This is a genomic window from Streptomyces sp. NPDC002994, assembly GCF_040611155.1.
In the GTDB taxonomy this organism is placed as follows: Bacteria; Actinomycetota; Actinomycetes; order Streptomycetales; family Streptomycetaceae; genus Streptomyces.
The window spans coordinates 1-16,116 of record NZ_JBEXNQ010000044.1 but is presented as its reverse complement, the minus strand read 5'-3'; the positions used below and the strand labels follow the sequence as shown (position 1 = coordinate 16,116).

The following is a 16,116-nucleotide window of genomic DNA, read 5'->3' as shown; positions in this document are numbered from 1 at the left end:
CCTCTCAGATTTCGGATTTAATCACTGGATTTATCAGGCAGGGTTCCTGATAGTTTACTCCGGCACGCTGGAAGTGGTGGACGAACGGGGAGGGCGCGACGGATGTCGGGCGAAATGGTCTTCAGTCAGGGGCAGTTGAAGCGGGCGCGGTACGCCGTGGCCGCTGTCTTCTGTGTGCACGGCGCCGTCACCGGCAGCTTCGCGACCCGTATCCCGTGGATCGCGGACCACACGGGCGTCAGCGCGGGCCAGCTCGGCCTGGCCCTGGCCTTTCCGGCGATCGGCGCCTCGGTGGCGATGCCGCTGGCCGGCGCGATCAGCCACCGGTTCGGGGCTCGGGGCGCGCTGCGCGGGCTGCTGGTGCTGTGGACGCTCGCGCTGACGCTGCCCGCGCTGGCGCCGAATCTGCTGACGCTGTGCGGCGCGCTCTTCGTGTACGGCGCGACGGCGGGCATGTCGGACGTGGCGATGAACGCGCTCGGGGTCGAGGTCGAGAACCGGCTCGACAAGTCGATCATGTCCGGTCTGCACGGCATGTGGAGTGCGGGCGCGTTGATCGGCTCGGCGGCGGGTACGGTCGCCGCGCACCTCGGCAGTGACGCGCGGCTGCACCACGCGCTGGCGGCGGCCGCGCTGACCGTGCTGGGGCTGGTCGCCTGCCAGGGCGTCCTCGACCTGCGCAGCGCGCCGGAGGCCCAGGCTCCGCCGCGGTTCGCGCTGCCGCCGAAGTCGGCGCTGGTGATCGGCGCGATCGGGTTCTGCGCGGTGTTCGCCGAGGGCGCGAGCCTGGACTGGTCGGCGGTCTATCTGCGGGACGTTCTCGACACGTCGGCGGGTGTCGCCGCCGCGTCCACCACGGCGTTCGCGCTGACGATGGCGGTGGCGCGGCTGGCCGGGGACCGGGTGGTCGACCGATTCGGTCCGGTACGTACGGTCCGGGTGGGCGGGGTCGCGGCGACGGCCGGTGGCGTCCTGGTCGTCGCGGCGCCCCATCCGGCGCTCGCGATGACCGGCTTCGCACTGATCGGGCTCGGTATCGCGGTGGTCGTTCCGCTGGCCTTCGCGGCGGCGGGCCGCAGTGGGCCGAACCCGAGCCAGGCGATCGCGGGCGTCGCGACGATCACGTACACGTCCGGCCTGATCGCCCCCTCGGCGATCGGCGCGGTGGCCGACGCGACGTCGCTGGTGGTGTCGTTCGGGGTGGTGACGGTGCTGGCGTTCGGCCTGGTGGTGGGGGCGGGGGTGCTGCGCGGCGCGGGCCGCGTCTCAGCCGCCGGCGGAAGCGACGCGCGCGCCGGGGCAGCGGTGACGAAGGAGTAGGGACGCGCGTCGCCCTGCGGGGCTTCTGGGGGTCGGCCGAATCCAGCCCGTCCGGCGTTTGAGGACACGCCCGAAGGGCGTCCCGGGGGTCCGGGGGCTCGGCGCGCCCCCGCCGTTGGCTCGGGCCGGCTCCCTGCAGCTTTCAGTCGCCCTTCGCCAGCTGGTAGGCGTAGTCAGGCGTGAACGAACCCGCCGCCCCCTTGCAGCCGTCGGACTCCCCCGGCAGTTTGATCCACAGGTAGGCGTCGACCCCGGCCGCGCCGGTCCGGGTCGTCGGTGGCCGGCCGAGGGCCCGGCCCGCCGGGTCGCACCACTGCCCGGCGGCCGGTGGGCCGTTGCCGTTCCTGCTGGTGTCGATGACCGCGCCGAGGCCTGCGGGGCCGCCGAGCGCGGCGAGCACGCGCCGGGCGTAGGCGGCCTCATCGGCGGTGCGGTGGAAGTTGGAGACGTTGGTGAAGATGCCGTCGCTGCTCGACCCGGCACCCGCCGCGCGCAGAGCGGCGGCCTGCTTCTCGGCGGAGTGCCAGCCGGAGTGGCCCGCGTCGAAATAGACCTTGGCCCTGGGGTTGGCGGCGTGCAGCGTGCGACCCGCGCGTGCGAGTGAGGCGAACCGCGCCTCCCGCTCACCCGCCGAGAGGCAGTCGGAGAGCGCGATCGAGTCGGGCTCCAGGATGACGATCACCTCGCCGCTGCCGAGCCCCGCCGCGAAGTCGCCGATCCAGTCGTCGTACGCCCCGAGGTCCGGCGCACCGCCCTGGGACGCGCCTCCGCAGTCCCGGTCGGGTATCGCGTACGGCACCAGAACCGGGACCTGTCCCGCCCCGGCCGCAGCCGAAGTCACGGACCTGACCTGCGCGGTGACGGCGCCCGGGTTGTACGCCGCGAACCAGACGGCGGCGGGCTGGTCGGCTATCCGGGACTTGATGAGCGGGTGGCGAGGGTCGTCGCGGTTGGCCCTGACCCAGTCGAGGACCTGGGACTCGGGGTGCCGGTAGAGGGCGGCGCCCGGAGGTGGCGAGGCCTGCGGCCGGGACGCCGGCTTCTTCGTGGGCTTCGTGGGCTTCGTGGGCTTCGCCAGCGAAGGCGACGAGGGTTCAGACAGCTGCGAGGGCGAGCCAGAAGTCGTCGCCGGACGCGACGCGGACGCCGACGCCTTCACCGTAGGCGTCGCCGAAGGGCTCGGCCGCGCGGGCAGCGGCCCCGGAACCGGTGTTCTGGTCGTCTCGGGCCTTGCGGTGCTCCGGTGCTCCCCCTCGCCCGCCACCGCGGACATCACGCCCGTCACCGTACCGACGGCGACGACCGCCGAAGCCGCGACGGCCATGGCGTTGCGGCGCTTGGCGCGCCGCCGCTCGGCGCGCTCGATCCGGCGCTGCGCACGTAAGCCTGGCACCTTGGCACTCCCCCCAGATGGCCCATCCCCCGGCGCCCGCGACCCGGTTCGTTCCCCCGTTGTGGGGAAGCCCGGGCCTACGGCGCCCGGTGAAAAGCCTAGGGCTGCGACGCTGCCCGTATGGCGCAGATCGAGCACTTCCCAGCTCAGACGGACCGCTCCCGGACCTCGGTCGACACTGTTGTGGCGCGGATGCGTGCCTTCCGCTGCGACTGGCCGCCGTCGGACGGGCTCGCGGTCTTCAACCGGGTCTATCTGGCGGTCACCGAGGAGATCGACCGGCGTATCGACGGCGGCCTGTTCCCCGACGCCCGCACCGCCGCCACCCTCGACGTGCTCTTCGCCGAACGCTACCTGGCCGCCGTCGACGCCTCGTCGGCGGAGCGGCGGGCGCCCGCCTGCTGGCGGCCGCTGCTGCAGTACCGGCGCCATCCGGGCGTACGGCCGCTGCAGTTCGCGCTCGCCGGCATCAACGCGCACATCGGGCACGACCTCGCGCTGGCCGTGGTCGACACCTGCCATGCGCTCGACTGCCGGCCAGCCGATCTGGAGGGGGATTTCGACCGGGTGGGCGACACGCTCGTGGCGCTGGAGGAGCGTATCCGCGAGGAGCTGATGCCGGGGCCCGACCTGCTGGAGATCGCCGATCCGCTGACGCATCTGCTCGGCTCGTGGAGCCTGGAGCGGGCCCGCGACGCCGCCTGGTCCGCCGCCCGGCTCCTGTGGCGACTGCGCGAACTGCCCGAGCTGACCGAGGAGTTCACGGAGCGGCTGGACGCCGGGGTGGGGCTGGTCGGGCGGATGCTGCTGACGCCGCTGCCCGGCGCGGCGGCTGATCTCCCGGCCCGACCGCGCCACCGGTGAATCCCCGGTGAACAGCTTCGGTCGGACCGACCGCGACCGCGCTCGTGCCCCACCCCTCGCCCTACCCTGACCCGCACAAGCGCACGAACAGGCGCGCACCGGCCGGCTGGGCGGAGGACTGCGTCGACCGGGACGACGCGCGGGACAACGCACGGGACGACGCGCGGGCCGGTGTCATCCGCTGCGAACTCGATTCCTCCGCCACCGCCCCCGAAGGCCTGCACCGCCTGCGCCTGGACGGCCGGGAGCCGAGCATCGAGATGATCGGGACCAGTGGCTACCCGTACCAGGAGATTGAGTACGCCTACACGTACGGCAGCCCGCCCGCCGACTCCCTGGTCTCCAGCTTCCTCGTGTACATGACGCGCGGCAGCGGCCAGGACGTCATCCGCGCCCACGGCCACCTGCCGTGCGGCGCCCCGGAAGCGGCGAAGCCCTGCGCCGGAGAGTGACCGGACAGCAGGGCGGGTTTGATGACCGCCCGGGGCCGGCCGGATCGCGGCCGGCCCCGGGCGGACGTTTCTGTGAGCCGCTCAGTCCTCCGGCAGCTCGACCGGGGCGATCTCGTCGTAGAGGTCGCCGGGGCCCGGGTTCGTCGGGTCGGTCGTACCGCCGAAGTGGTGCATGACGCCCCACACCGCGTTCAGCGCGGTCTGTACGGCGCCCTCGGCCCACCCGGCCGTCCAGGAGATGTCGTCGCCCGCGAGGAAGATGCCGCGCTTGTCCTCGGGGAGGCTGTCCTGCATGAAGTGGGTGAACAGGCGGCGCTGGTAGCGGTAGTGGCCGGGCAGGTTCGCCTTGAAGGCGCCCATGAAGTACGGCTCGTTCTCCCACGACACGGTCACCGGGTTGCCGATGATGTGGCGGCGGATGTCGACCTTCGGGTAGATCTCGCCGAGGGACTTCAGCATGACCTCCATCCGCTCGTTCGCGGACAGCGGCAGCCACTTGAGGCTGTCGTCGCACCAGGTGTACGAGAGGCAGATGGTGGCCGGCTTGTCCGGACCGTCGTCCAGCAGGTACGTACCGCGCGTCATCCGGTCCGTCAGCGTCATCGACATGACGTCGCGGCCGGTCTCCTCGTCCTTGTCCAGCCAGAACGGCCGGTCCACGGGCACGAACAGCTTGGACGACTCCATGTAGTGCGTACGCTCCATCGCCGTCCAGTGGTCGATGGGGAACAGCGAGTCGTCGCACGTGATCTTGGAGAGCAGCATCCAGGACTGCGCGGTGAAGATCGCCACCGGGTACGTCCGGATGTCGCCGGAGGCGTCGGTGACGGTGATCCGGTTGCCGGCCGTGCGGTGCAGGCGCGTCACGGCGGGCTTGGGCTCGCCCTTGTGGAGCGACTTCAGCGACGTACCGAGCGGCCAGTGCACGAGCTTCTGCGGCTCGCGCTCCCACAGCCGGACGGGCAGCTGCTGGCTGCCGCCGACGATGCCGCGGTGGTGGTCGTCCGCCTCGGTGTAGACGACGCGCAGGATCTCCAGGATGGAGTTCGGGAAGTCGGTGTCCCAGCCGCCGGTGCCGAAGCCGACCTGGCCGAAGATCTCGCGGTGCCGGAAGGACTTGAAGGCCTCCGACTCGCAGAGGAAACCGTAGAAGGTCTGGTTGTCGAACTTCTCGACGAGCTTGGCCCAGATCTCACGGATGCGCGGTACGTCGCGCTCCCGCATGGCCTGGTTCATGTCGGAGAAGTCCGCGCCCTCGTCGAGGCAGGCGTTCCACGCGTTCATGACGTCGCGGTAGACCTGCGGCAGGTCGTCGACGGTGACGGCGTAGTGCGACTCGCCCTTGAGGTCGACGACGGTCGACGGAGTCTCGGGCGCGAGCGGGTTCGGAAACGCCTTGGTCTCCAGTCCCACCAGGTCGATGTAGTGCTGGAGCGCGGTGGACGACGGCGGGAAGCGCATCGCGCCCATCTCGGCGGTCAGCGACTCGTCGCAGCCCTCGAAGCCGACGGTACGCAGCCGGCCGCCGATCTGGTCGGCCTCGTACACGACGGGCTTGAGGCCCATCTTCATGAGCTCGTACGCCGCGATGATGCCCGAGAGCCCGCCGCCGATGACCGCGACCTCGGTGCCGTGCGCGGTCGCCGGTATCTGGCCGAGGCCGGCCGGGTGCGCGAGGAAGTCGTCGTACGCGTAAGGGAAGTCCGGCCCGAACATGGTGATCGGCGGCTGCGCGTCGGTGTGCTGGACGGCGGTGGGCACCGTGGACGTCATGGGGTCGGACTCCTTGCAATGCAGCGGAAAGCAGAAAGAAAAGGGGCGGGGCTTGGGCGGGCGCGTCAGGCCGGGGACGCCAGGGACGCGTAAAGCCCGGGGCGGCGGTCGCGCAGGTACGGGTTGTTCTCGCGCGAGGCCCGCAGGAACTCGGGGTCGGCGTCGCCGAACACCAGCTCCTCGCCGCGGCCGGCGCGGGCGCGGGAGGCGCCGTCGGGACCGGCCAGGCAGCTGAGCCCGACGAACTCGAAGTCGCCCTCGGGCCCGGTCCGGTTGACGTAGGCGACGTACATCTGGTTCTCGAAGGCCCGCACCGGCACGACCGACTCGGCCACGAACTGGAACGGGTGCATCTGTGCGGTAGGCACCAGCAGCAGGTCGGTGCCCGCGAGCGCGTGGGCGCGGACGTTCTCCGGGAATTCGACGTCGTAACAGATCATGAGGCCGACGGTCAGCCCGCCGAGCTCCGCCTGTACGACCGTGTCCCGGCCCGGGGTGAACCACTCCTGCTCGAAGCCGCCGAAGAGGTGGGTCTTGCGGTAGTTCGCGAGCCGCGATCCGTCGGGCCCGATGAGCTGGGCGGAGTTGTACACGACATCCCCGGCCTCCCCGTCGCGCTCCGGGTAGCCGTAGTGGACGGCGAGTCCGTGGCGTACGGCGATGTCCGCGACGGCGTCGGCGGCCTCTCCGTCGGCGGGCTCGGCCAGCCGGTGCACGTCGGACCCGATGGCGTAGCCGGTCAGGAACATCTCCGGGCAGACCAGCAGCCCGGCACCGGCAGCCGCCGCACGGCCGGCGGCCTCGTCGAGAACCTTGAGGTTCGCGTCGACGGAGCCGGGACGGCCGGAGCTCTGGAGCAGTGCGGTGCGCAACGGCGGCATGGCTGACCTCGAGCAGGTGGGGAGGGGCTTCGGGGGGACGTAATGACGGTACGTTCCGCGCTCGCACCGGGACAAGACGCGACCGTTGCGGACCGACCGTCGATCCGTTGCGCAATCCGTGCGGGTGGCGGCGATTCATTGCGCGTACGCCGATGGGTCTGTGGTCGTACGGTCCGTACCCCCCGTGGAGGACCTCGGGGGCCGGGTTCCCGCCGTCCGGCGGAGCGGCGATGGCGACCGTGGCGCGATGTGGGCGAAGGCCGTCGCCGGAAGAGTAAGGGGCGTCCGGAAGACAGCCGGATCACTTGCCGAGGGAGCCGTAATGACCCGTCTCACCCACCGTCGTACGAAGATCGCCGCACTCGCCGCCGCACTGCTGATCACGGCCGGGACCGCCGGCACCGCTCTCGCCTCCGGGGACGAGGCCCCGCGCGCCAAGGAGCGCGAGGCGGCCGCACTGACCGGGACGGCGAAGCTGTACCGGCCGGCCGGGGACGACATCACGTTCACCTTCGACGCGCACCTGGCGGCGAAGGACACCATGGACCCGGAGGCGGCGTTCGGGACCTTCCGCTTCAAGCACATCTTCCCGGACGGCACGTCCGGCTGGGCCGAGGGGAAGGTCGACTGCCTGGTGACGGGCGGCAAGGTGGCGGTGGTGACCGGCGTCATCACCGGGACCGACCAGGACAACAAGGGCAAGCGGGTCGGGATCTCGGTCCACGACCAGGGCAAGAACGACCGGCTGGGTTACAGCTGGATCGGCCGGGACGCAGCCGAACAGAACCTGCCGAAGTGCATGAGCTCGGCGCCGTTCGAGAAGGTCAAGACGGGCACCGGTGACTTCAAGGTGCTGCCCTGGCTGCCGGAGTACGAGCAGCCCCAGCAGGGCTAGCGAACGCCGCTTAAGCCGGCGCCCCGGACGAGAAGCGCCGGAGCAGCGGCGACAGCACCAGCACCGACTTCGTGCGCTCCACGAACGGCTCCCCCGCGATCCGCTCCAGCACCCGCTCGAAGTGCCGCATGTCAGAAGCGAAGATCTGGACGACGGCGTCCGCGTCACCGGTGACGGTAGACGCGGACACCACCTCCGGATACCGCGACAACCCCCGCCGGATGTCCTCCGGCGAGGTGTTGTGGCGGCAGTACATCTCGATGAACCCCTCGGTCTCCCAGCCGAGCGCCGCCGGGTCCACCCGTACGGTGAACCCGGTGATCGCTCCCTCGGCGCGCAGCCGGTCCACCCGCCGTTTGACGGCGGGGGCGGAGAGCCCGACCTCGGACCCGATGTCCGCGTAGGAGCGGCGGGCGTCCTCAGCGAGGGCGTGCACGATGCGTTCGTCGAGATCGTTCAGTCGCACTGCGGGCGGATCACTTCTCTGCGGTGGCCAGACTGGAGCGGCGAAGGCCGTAGAAGAAGTAGAACACGAGCCCGGCGACCATCCAGCCACCGAAAACAGCCCAAGTGACGCCCGGCAGGCTGAACATCATGTAGGCGCAGAAGGCGAATCCGAGCACCGGAGTGACCGGGAACAGCGAGACCCGGAAGGTCCGCGCCATGTCGGGCCGCTTGTACCGCAGGATGACGACCGCGACATTGACCAGAGCAAAGGCGAAGAGCGTGCCGATGCTGGTCGCGTTGGCGAGCTCACCGAGCGGAATGGTGGCCGCCAGCACGCCGCAGAACAGCGAGACGATCACGACATTCGCCTTCGGCGTCCCCGTCCGCGTGTCGATCTTGGCGAAGACCTTGGGAACGAGGCCGTCGCGCGACATCGCGAAGAGGATGCGGGTCTGCCCGTACAGCACCGCGAAGACAACGCTCGCAATTGCAACGACGGCACCGGCCGCGAGGACGACGCCCCAGAAGCTGTGGCCCGTGACGTCCTTCATGATCTGGGCGAGCGCGGCTTCCGTGCCCTCGAAGTCCTGCCACGGCATGGCGCCGACGGCGACCAGTGCGACGAGGCAGTAGAGCACGGTGACGATCAGCAGCGACAGCATGATCGCGCGCGGCAGGTCCTTCTTCGGGTTCTTGGCTTCTTCACCGGCGGTGGAGGCCGCGTCGAATCCGATGTACGAGAAGAACAAGGTTGCCGCGGCGGCGCTGATTCCGGTGACACCGAGCGGGGCGAGCGGGGTGTAGTTGCCTGCCTTGATGCCCATGAAGCCGATGACGCAGAAGAGCACCAGCGTGGCGATCTTGATCATGACCATGATCGTGTTGACACGGGCGCTCTCCTTGGCGCCGCCCATCAGGAAGACCATGGCGAGCAGCACGACGACGAGGGCCGGGAGGTTGATGTAGCCGCCCTCGCCCAACGGGGCGGAAACGCTCTCGGGGATCGTGAAGCCGAGCGTGCCGTCGAGCAGCTCGTTGAGGTACTCGCCCCAGCCGACGGCCACGGCGGCGACGGAGACGCCGTACTCCAGCACCAGGCACCAGCCGCAGATCCATGCGACGACTTCGCCCATGGTTGCGTACGAGTAGGAGTACGAGGAACCGGAGACCGGTATGGAGCCGGCCAGCTCCGCGTACGAGAGCGCCGAGAAGAGGGCGGTGAGTCCGGCGATGACGAACGAGATCGCGACGGCGGGACCGGCCAGCGGCGTGGCCTCACCGAGGACGACGAAGATTCCGGTGCCGAGCGTGGCTCCGATGCTGATCATCGTGAGCTGCCACATGGTGAGCGAGCGGCGAAGTGCACCGCCTTCGCCCTGGCCGCTCTCTGCGACAAGCTGCTCGACGGGCTTGCGCCGCATCAGCCGGTTGCCGAGATTCGGACGCTCGGATTCCGGTTGGGGAGTGACGGGTGGCGCTGCGTCCAACACTGGGGTGGCTCCTTATCGCTGCCGATCGGGAAGGCGGCGACCGCAGCGGTCCGCTCGGGGCGTAAAAAACAACCCGGAGCTCGGGGACCGCCGAGCAGGCGGTCCCCGCCACTCCACGTACAGCGGGAAGCCTACGAGGTGTGCGTTCGCATGCGTAATGCAGCAACCTTGCGTACCGGCGGACGATCATTGCGCAACAACCCCGACACATGGCTCTTTGTTGCGCCTCACCTTTCGATATCCCTTTTGTCCGTTACGAAGTACACCGCACCCGCACCCGACGACCGGAGGCGAATCATGATCGACGGATGGCTGGACCCCGCTCCCTTCCTGCGGGGCGTCGCCTGGCGCGACGGACGCCGGGCCGTGCGCGCCGACCCCGCGGACGTGGACCGGCTGCCGTGGGACATCGTGCAGCGCTGCGCCGTGCCCGTCGGCGTACGGCTGGAATTCACGGCCCGCGGTGCCACCGCCGTCGACCTCCGCTACCGCGCCGCCCTGCCCGGCCCCGCCGACGCCCTGCGCGACCTCGCGCACACCTTCGCGCTGTGGCACGACGGCGCCCTCGTGTCGGAAGTCACCGAGGATCCGGCGCAGGAGACGGTCGTACGGATCGGCCTGCCGGACGACCGGGGCCGGTTCACGGTCCATCCGCCGGAGAGCCAGTGCCCCGAGATCCTCGGACTGCGTCCGGTCGGCGGCTCCATCGCCCCCGCGCCGCCGCAGCCGCGCTGGCTGGTGTACGGCGACTCCATCACCGAGGGCTGGTGGTCGACCCGCCCCGCCCACGCGTGGCCCGCGGTGGCCGGCCGTACGCTCGGCCTGGACACGGTGAACCTCGGCCAGGCAGGAGCGGGCCGCGGCGAACTCGCCGTCGCCGAGCAGCTGGCGAGCCTGCCCGGCGATCTCCTGACCCTGGCCTTCGGCACCAACTGCTGGTCCCGCACCCCGTTCTCGGCGCCGCTGCTGTACGAGACCGTGCGGGCCTTCATCGCTCTCGTACGCCGGGGCCATCCGGACACGCCGATGCTGGTCCTCTCCCCCGTCCTGCGCCCCGAGGCCGAGCGGACCCCCAACGCGCTGGGCGCCACCCTCGCCGCGCTGCGCACCGCCCTGGAGGAGGCCGTCCTGGCCGGCATCGCGGCGGGCGACGACCGGCTGGCACTGCTCCCCGGCCTGGGCATCCTCACGCCGGAACACCTGACGGACGGCCTGCACCCGAACGACGCGGGCCACGCCCTGATGGCCGACGCGGTCGCCTCCGCCCTGCGGGAGGCCCGTTTCGTCACACCGTCACGGCGTGAGCCACTCAACGGGCCGCAGGGGCTCAGCCCTGCGGCTCCGGCGGCGTCATCTCGGCGTCCCGCCGGCTCCGGTCCTTGAGCCCGGCTCGCGTCTCTGTGCGATGGCCACGGGCGATGTAGTCGCGTACGACGGCCTCGATGGCGTCCTGGGGCGAGCCCACCCCGGCCAGCACCATCACTTCCACCACCAGCTCCGCATCGAGACTGATGTTGACCTTCGCCACAGATTCCCCCCTCGTCGCGTCGTACCCGGGACTCTAGCCGGACACCCCCCAACACCGCGGCCGGTCCCCGCAGAAGCGGAAACCGGCCGGGGGTGGAACGTTCCGGAGCGTCAGCTCCAGCTGGCGTGCAGCGGCTTGCCCTCGGCGTAACCGGCGGCGCTCTGCACACCGACGATCGCCTTCTCGGCGAACTCCTCCAGCGAGCCGGCGCCGGCGTACGTGCACGAGGACCGGACGCCCGCGATGATCGAGTCGATCAGGTCCTCGACGCCCGGACGGGTCGGGTCGAGGAACATGCGCGAGGTCGAAATGCCCTCCTCGAACAACGCCTTCCGGGCGCGGTCGTACGCCGACTCCTCGCTCGTACGGTTGCGTACGGCGCGGGCGGAGGCCATGCCGAACGACTCCTTGTACGCCCGGCCGTCGGCCGAGTGCTGGAGGTCGCCGGGCGACTCGTACGTACCCGCGAACCAGGAGCCGACCATGACGTTGGACGCGCCCGCGGCGAGCGCCATCGCGACGTCGCGCGGGTGACGGACGCCGCCGTCGGCCCAGACGTGCTTGCCGAACTTCTTCGCCTCGGCGGCGCACTCCATGACGGCGGAGAACTGCGGGCGGCCCACGCCGGTCATCATGCGGGTGGTGCACATGGCGCCGGGGCCCACACCGACCTTGATGATGTCCGCGCCGGCCTCGATGAGGTCGCGCACACCCTCGGCGGCGACGATGTTGCCCGCGACGATCGGGACCTGCGGGTCGAGACCGCGCACGGCCTTGACCGCGGCGATCATCGACTCCTGGTGACCGTGCGCGGTGTCCACGACGAGCGTGTCCACACCGGCGTCGAGGAGCTGCTTGGCCTTGCCCGCGACATCGCCGTTGATACCGACGGCCGCTGCGATGCGCAGCTGGCCCTTGGCGTCGGTGGCGGGGGTGTAGAGGGTCGCGCGCAGGGCGCCCTTGCGGGTCAGGACACCGGCGAGACGGCCGTCCTCGTCGACAGCGGGGGCGTACTTGTGGTTGGCGGCGTCGAGCCGGTTGAAGGCCTCACGCGGGTCGATGTCGGCGTCCAGCAGGACCAGGTCCCTGGTCATGACCTCGGACAGCTGCGTGAAGCGGTCGACGCCGGTCAGGTCGTGGTCGGTGACGACACCGATGGGACGACGGTCGGCGTCCACGACGACGCCCGCTCCGTGCGCCCGCTTGGGCAGCAGCGACAGCGCGTCGGCGACGGTCTGCGAGGGGGCCAGGACAATCGGGGTGTCGAGCACCAGGTGGCGCGTCTTGACCCAGGAGACGACCTCGGTGACGACCTCGATCGGGATGTCCTGCGGAATGACGACGAGCCCGCCGCGCCGGGCCACGGTCTCGGCCATCCGGCGGCCGGCGATCGCGGTCATGTTCGCGACGACCAGCGGGATGGTGGTGCCGGTGCCGTCGGGGGCCGCGAGGTCCACGCCCTGGCGGGAACCGACAGCCGAGCGGCTCGGCACCATGAATACGTCGTCGTACGTGAGGTCGTACGGCGGCTTCAGATCGTTGAGGAAACGCACGTGCTGAACATCCCAGTCGTTCGGAGTTGGCCCCCGGGCATTTCAGCCGGGGAAAAACGCACGTACTTCAGTGTCCCACGACCATGCCGAAACACCCTCCGGGCCGAACATCCAGGCCACAGGGGGTGCACTCGTCGAATCCTCCAAAGAGAGAGCCCGTCGGCTCAGTCGTCGGGGTCGGCCCGGTCCAGCGCCGGCCGCGGCGCCGTACCCGTCTCGCTCAGCAGATAGTCGGCCGCCGCGGTGTCCGTGACCAGGCTCGTCACCAGGCCCGATCTGAGGACGGCGTCAATGGCGGACGCCTTGCGCAGCCCGCCGGCGATGGCCACCACCTCGGGGATACGCCGCAACCGGTCCGCCTCGACGGTGATGCACCGCTCGCCCAGGTCGCGTCCGACCCGGCGGCCCTGCGCGTCGAAGAGGTGCGCGGACATCTCGGCGGCGACACCCAGCGAGGCGTAGTGCGCGCGCTCCTCGTCGGAGAGCATGTCGTGGACGGTGGAGATGCCCGGCTCCCAGGAGCCGATGGAAACGGCCGCGACGGTCACCTTGTCGAAGTACTCGAAGGCGCGCGCGATGCCGGTCTGGTTGCGCAGCGCCGCGGCGGTGGCCGGGTCGGGCAGCAGCATCGGCGCGTAGATCGGGTGCGCCTCACCGCCGGACACCTGAGCGGCGCGGCGTACGGCCTCGACCGAGCCGCGCTCCGCCGTCCCGGCGTCGTACACACCCGTCAGCTGCACGACGGTGCAAGGCGGCAGCTGGTGCAAAGCGGCAGCCATGTGGATGGTGGACCGGCCCCAGGCCAGGCCCAGCACATCGCCTTCGTTCACCAGTTCGCCGAGGAGGTCGGCCGCGACCTCGCCCAGGTTCTCCGGGTCGGTGGGCGCGCTGCCGGCGAAGCCGGGAGAGCCGGGGAGGGCGTCCTCGGTGGCGTCCGCCGGGGATTCGACAACGACCGCGTGCCGCAGGCCGTAGCGGGCACGCAGCGCGTCGGAGCGCTCCGCGTCCAGCTCGGCGGGCACCCTGATCTCGATGCGTACGAGATCGCGCTCGAGGGCGGTCTCCAGGACCCTGGCCACCTTGAAGCGGCTGACGCCGAACTCCTCGGCGATCTGGATCTTGGACTTGCCCTCCAGGTAGAAGCGGCGGGCCATGGCCGCCGCCTGGACCAGCTCTGCGGGTCCCATCCGCAGGGCTGACCGGCCCGCCGACATTGCAGACACCGCGTTCTCCTCACTGCTGTTCACACTCTGGGCTCGCTGTTCATCCTGTCAGATCACCGAGACCTTGATCAGCCCCGAAGGGCGGCGTTCACCGAGCCGTGGCTCAGTGGCCGCATGCCCAGCCGGCGCCGGCGGTGGCCTCGGCCGCCTGGCTGCGCAGCATGCGCACCGCGGCGGCCGGGTCGTTTGTCCCGTACACGGCGGAACCGGCGACGAAGACGTCCGCGCCCGCCTCGGCGCAGCGCTCGATCGTCGAGGCCGATACGCCACCGTCGACCTGGAGCCACAGCTCCAGGCCGTGCTTGGAGATCAGCTCACGGGTACGGCGGATCTTGGGCAGCATGATGTCGAGAAACGCCTGGCCGCCGAAGCCGGGCTCCACCGTCATGATCAGCAGCATGTCGAGCTCGGGGAGCAGATCCTCGTACGGCTCGATGGGCGTGGCCGGCTTCAGCGCCATGGAGGCGCGGGCGCCCTTGGCGCGGATCTCACGCGCCGTCCGTACGGGGGCGGCGCACGCCTCGGCGTGGAAGGTGACCGATCCGGCGCCCGCCTCGACGTACTGCGGGGCCCAGCGATCGGCGTCCTCGATCATCAGGTGGCAGTCGAGGGGGATGTCCGTCGCCCGGCTGAGAGATTCCACGATCGGTACGCCCAGCGTCAGGTTGGGCACGAAGTGGTTGTCCATCACGTCGACGTGGAGCCAGTCGGCGCCTTCGACGGCCTTCGCCTCCTCCGCCAGGCGGGAGAAGTCTGCGGAGAGGATACTGGGATTGATCTGAACAGCCATGGGCCAAGCCTGCCACGTTCCGGGGCTCTTCCTGTCCCCGGTAGGCCCCTTGGTACGGACGAGAGGCGCCCGGGATCAGTACAGTCCGCGCAATCCTGACGATTCGGCGCGCCGCGGAAGGCAATGGGGAGCTTCATGCCGGACGACGGCCGTCACGACGGTGGCGTTCGCGGAGATCGGTTTCGCGGTCGCCCTGGGCGTGCTGCTCGACACCTTCGCCGTACGGTCCGTACTGGTGACGGCACTGTTCCTGGACGCCGGCCCCAAGGTGTGGTGGCCACACCGCCTGTCCCGCGAGGACGGCCACCGTACGGACCGCACCCTGTCCGGCGGCTAGTAGTGCTTCGTTACGTCGGGTGATCTTGCCTGGTGGTAGGCATCTTCTGGTTATGAGGTTGGGGGAGGTGGAACGGCTCCGGGGTGAGTTATCGGAGTTCGTTGCCGATGTGTTCGGGTCGCTGCCACGGCGGGATCAGCGGCGGTGGGGCGGGTGTTATCTGCGAGGCCTGATGCTGGACGGCCGCCGCAAGTCGATCCAGCCGATGGCCGATCGACTGCCGGACGGGAACATGCAGGCGCTTCAGCAGTTTGTGAACCAGTCGCCGTGGGATCCGCTGCCGGTGCGGCAGCGGATCGCCGAGCGGTTGTGCGAGGTGATCAGCCCTGAGGTGTGGGTGGTCGACGATGTGTCGTTTCCCAAGTGCGGCACAGCGTCGGTCGGGGTGGCCCGGCAGTACTGCGGGGCGTTGGGTAAGCGGGCGAACTGCCAGGTCGCCGTCAGTGTGCACGCGGCCACCGACGCGGCATCGTGCCCGCTGGAGTGGGAGCTGTTCCTGCCTGAGGAATGGGCCACTGATGCCCGGCGGCGACAGCGGGCCGGGGTCCCCGAGGAGGTCGGGCATGTCTCCAAGACTCACTTGGCTCTGGGACTGCTGGACCGGCTGGCGGGGCAGGGCCTGGCAGTGCCGGTGATCGTGGCGGATGCCGCATACGGCCGGAGTGTCTCTTTGCGGCTCGCACTCGAAGAACGCTGCTGGTCCTATGTGATGGCGGTGGATCCCAAGGAGATCGCACGGCCTGCCGCGGTCAAGCCGTATCAGCCCGCCTACGGCGGGCTCGGGCCGCCCACTCTGCCCCGCTATCGCGAGCCGGCCCGGCCCCTGACCGCGTTCATCAACACGGATACCCCTTTCGAGGAGGTTGTCTGGCGGCAGGGCAGCAAGGGCATGATGACCTCACGTTTTGCCGTGGTTGAGGTGCGGCCGTCGGGCAAGGAAGCCTGCCGCACCGCCCAGGAACAAGCCGGGGGGACGCAGCCACTGGAACGGTGTTCTGCCGCTGCGGACCCTGCTGGTCGAACAGCCTGAGGAAGCCATCGAGCCGACCGGCTACTGGATGACCAACCTGCCCATCACCACCCCCATCACCGACCTGGTGCGGTGGGCGAAGATGCGCTGGCGCATCGAACATGACTACCGCGAGCTCAAACACGGTCTGGGCCTGGACC

The 16,116-nt window shown here is 70.4% G+C and carries 14 protein-coding genes and 2 pseudogenes; 7 read left to right on the top strand and 9 right to left on the bottom strand.

Annotation, left to right across the window (positions count from 1 at the left end; translation table 11 throughout):
• Window positions 1-102 precede the first annotated feature (102 nt).
• Complete coding sequence (locus ABZX79_RS35730; protein ID WP_355267515.1) at window positions 103-1,320, top strand: MFS transporter; 1,218 nt, start codon at window positions 103-105, stop codon at window positions 1,318-1,320.
• A 142-nt stretch (window positions 1,321-1,462) separates the two neighbouring features.
• On the opposite strand, the gene ABZX79_RS35725 is transcribed toward ABZX79_RS35730, so the two are convergent.
• On the bottom strand, window positions 1,463-2,713 hold the full coding sequence (locus ABZX79_RS35725; RefSeq protein WP_355267512.1) for a glycoside hydrolase family 6 protein: 1,251 nt from the start codon (window positions 2,711-2,713) through the stop codon (window positions 1,463-1,465).
• Between the two features lie 120 nt (window positions 2,714-2,833).
• Here ABZX79_RS35725 and ABZX79_RS35720 point away from each other — a divergent pair, with 120 nt between their 5' ends.
• Entirely contained in the window at window positions 2,834-3,577 is a 744-nt protein-coding gene (locus ABZX79_RS35720; protein ID WP_355267509.1) for a DUF5995 family protein, read from the top strand.
• A 152-nt stretch (window positions 3,578-3,729) separates the two neighbouring features.
• Window positions 3,730-4,029: pseudogene (locus tag ABZX79_RS35715) on the top strand (phosphate ABC transporter substrate-binding protein); the annotation flags it as partial.
• An 81-nt stretch (window positions 4,030-4,110) separates the two neighbouring features.
• Here the strand turns inward: ABZX79_RS35715 and ABZX79_RS35710 are convergent.
• Together ABZX79_RS35710 and ABZX79_RS35705 are read right to left on the bottom strand one after the other, a co-directional pair.
• Window positions 4,111-5,802, bottom strand: a complete 1,692-nt coding sequence (locus ABZX79_RS35710; protein WP_355267506.1) for an NAD(P)/FAD-dependent oxidoreductase — start codon at window positions 5,800-5,802, stop codon at window positions 4,111-4,113.
• 65 nt (window positions 5,803-5,867) lie between these two features.
• Window positions 5,868-6,683: a carbon-nitrogen hydrolase family protein gene (locus ABZX79_RS35705; RefSeq protein WP_355267503.1), complete on the bottom strand. Its 816-nt coding sequence runs from the start codon at window positions 6,681-6,683 to the stop codon at window positions 5,868-5,870.
• Window positions 6,684-7,005: 322 nt separating this feature from the next.
• Here ABZX79_RS35705 and ABZX79_RS35700 point away from each other — a divergent pair, with 322 nt between their 5' ends.
• The gene (locus ABZX79_RS35700; RefSeq protein WP_355267500.1) at window positions 7,006-7,578 is read left to right on the top strand and encodes a Repetin; all 573 of its coding nucleotides are present in this window, start codon (window positions 7,006-7,008) and stop codon (window positions 7,576-7,578) included.
• 10 nt (window positions 7,579-7,588) lie between these two features.
• Here the strand turns inward: ABZX79_RS35700 and ABZX79_RS35695 are convergent, their stop codons facing one another.
• Together ABZX79_RS35695 and ABZX79_RS35690 are read right to left on the bottom strand one after the other, a co-directional pair.
• Complete coding sequence (locus ABZX79_RS35695; protein ID WP_214926112.1) at window positions 7,589-8,044, bottom strand: Lrp/AsnC family transcriptional regulator; 456 nt, start codon at window positions 8,042-8,044, stop codon at window positions 7,589-7,591.
• 10 nt (window positions 8,045-8,054) lie between these two features.
• Window positions 8,055-9,515, bottom strand: coding sequence for an amino acid permease (locus tag ABZX79_RS35690; RefSeq protein WP_355267496.1), 1,461 nt, complete (start codon window positions 9,513-9,515; stop codon window positions 8,055-8,057).
• Window positions 9,516-9,812: 297 nt separating this feature from the next.
• Here ABZX79_RS35690 and ABZX79_RS35685 point away from each other — a divergent pair, with 297 nt between their 5' ends.
• Window positions 9,813-10,898, top strand: coding sequence for a GDSL-type esterase/lipase family protein (locus ABZX79_RS35685; RefSeq protein WP_355267493.1), 1,086 nt, complete (start codon window positions 9,813-9,815; stop codon window positions 10,896-10,898).
• Here ABZX79_RS35685 and ABZX79_RS35680 read toward each other — a convergent pair.
• The 4 genes from ABZX79_RS35680 to rpe form a co-directional block, all read right to left on the bottom strand.
• Window positions 10,843-11,043, bottom strand: coding sequence for a DUF2191 domain-containing protein (locus ABZX79_RS35680; RefSeq protein WP_355267490.1), 201 nt, complete (start codon window positions 11,041-11,043; stop codon window positions 10,843-10,845). The genes ABZX79_RS35685 and ABZX79_RS35680 overlap by 56 nt on opposite strands.
• A 110-nt stretch (window positions 11,044-11,153) precedes the next feature.
• Entirely contained in the window at window positions 11,154-12,596 is a 1,443-nt protein-coding gene (locus ABZX79_RS35675) for a GuaB1 family IMP dehydrogenase-related protein (protein ID WP_355267487.1), read from the bottom strand.
• A 164-nt stretch (window positions 12,597-12,760) separates the two neighbouring features.
• Window positions 12,761-13,843 carry a sugar-binding domain-containing protein gene (locus ABZX79_RS35670; protein WP_355267484.1) on the bottom strand — a complete coding sequence of 361 codons (1,083 nt, stop codon included), beginning with the start codon at window positions 13,841-13,843 and terminating at the stop codon, window positions 12,761-12,763.
• A 79-nt stretch (window positions 13,844-13,922) separates the two neighbouring features.
• Complete coding sequence (gene rpe, locus ABZX79_RS35665; protein WP_355267481.1) at window positions 13,923-14,609, bottom strand: ribulose-phosphate 3-epimerase; 687 nt, start codon at window positions 14,607-14,609, stop codon at window positions 13,923-13,925.
• A 160-nt stretch (window positions 14,610-14,769) separates the two neighbouring features.
• Here rpe and ABZX79_RS35660 point away from each other — a divergent pair.
• Window positions 14,770-14,946, top strand: a pseudogene (locus ABZX79_RS35660) (MMPL family transporter); the annotation flags it as partial.
• A gap of 52 nt (window positions 14,947-14,998) precedes the next feature.
• Window positions 14,999-15,976 (top strand): IS701 family transposase, encoded by a 978-nt coding sequence (locus ABZX79_RS35655; RefSeq protein WP_355267478.1) that lies wholly within the window; start codon window positions 14,999-15,001, stop codon window positions 15,974-15,976.
• The last annotated feature ends 140 nt before the right edge of the window (window positions 15,977-16,116 follow it).

Excerpts from the sequence above, each read along its gene's own strand:
- ABZX79_RS35730 (WP_355267515.1), top strand. The coding sequence starts at position 103 with ATGTCGGGCGAAATGGTCTTCAGTCAGGGGCAGTTGAAGCGGGCGCGG.
- ABZX79_RS35700 (WP_355267500.1), top strand. The coding sequence starts at position 7,006 with ATGACCCGTCTCACCCACCGTCGTACGAAGATCGCCGCACTCGCCGCC.
- ABZX79_RS35720 (WP_355267509.1), top strand. The coding sequence starts at position 2,834 with ATGGCGCAGATCGAGCACTTCCCAGCTCAGACGGACCGCTCCCGGACC.
- ABZX79_RS35705 (WP_355267503.1), bottom strand. The coding sequence starts at position 6,683 with ATGCCGCCGTTGCGCACCGCACTGCTCCAGAGCTCCGGCCGTCCCGGC.
- ABZX79_RS35685 (WP_355267493.1), top strand. The coding sequence starts at position 9,813 with ATGATCGACGGATGGCTGGACCCCGCTCCCTTCCTGCGGGGCGTCGCC.
- rpe (WP_355267481.1), bottom strand. The coding sequence starts at position 14,609 with ATGGCTGTTCAGATCAATCCCAGTATCCTCTCCGCAGACTTCTCCCGC.
- ABZX79_RS35710 (WP_355267506.1), bottom strand. The coding sequence starts at position 5,802 with ATGACGTCCACGGTGCCCACCGCCGTCCAGCACACCGACGCGCAGCCG.
- ABZX79_RS35655 (WP_355267478.1), top strand. The coding sequence starts at position 14,999 with ATGAGGTTGGGGGAGGTGGAACGGCTCCGGGGTGAGTTATCGGAGTTC.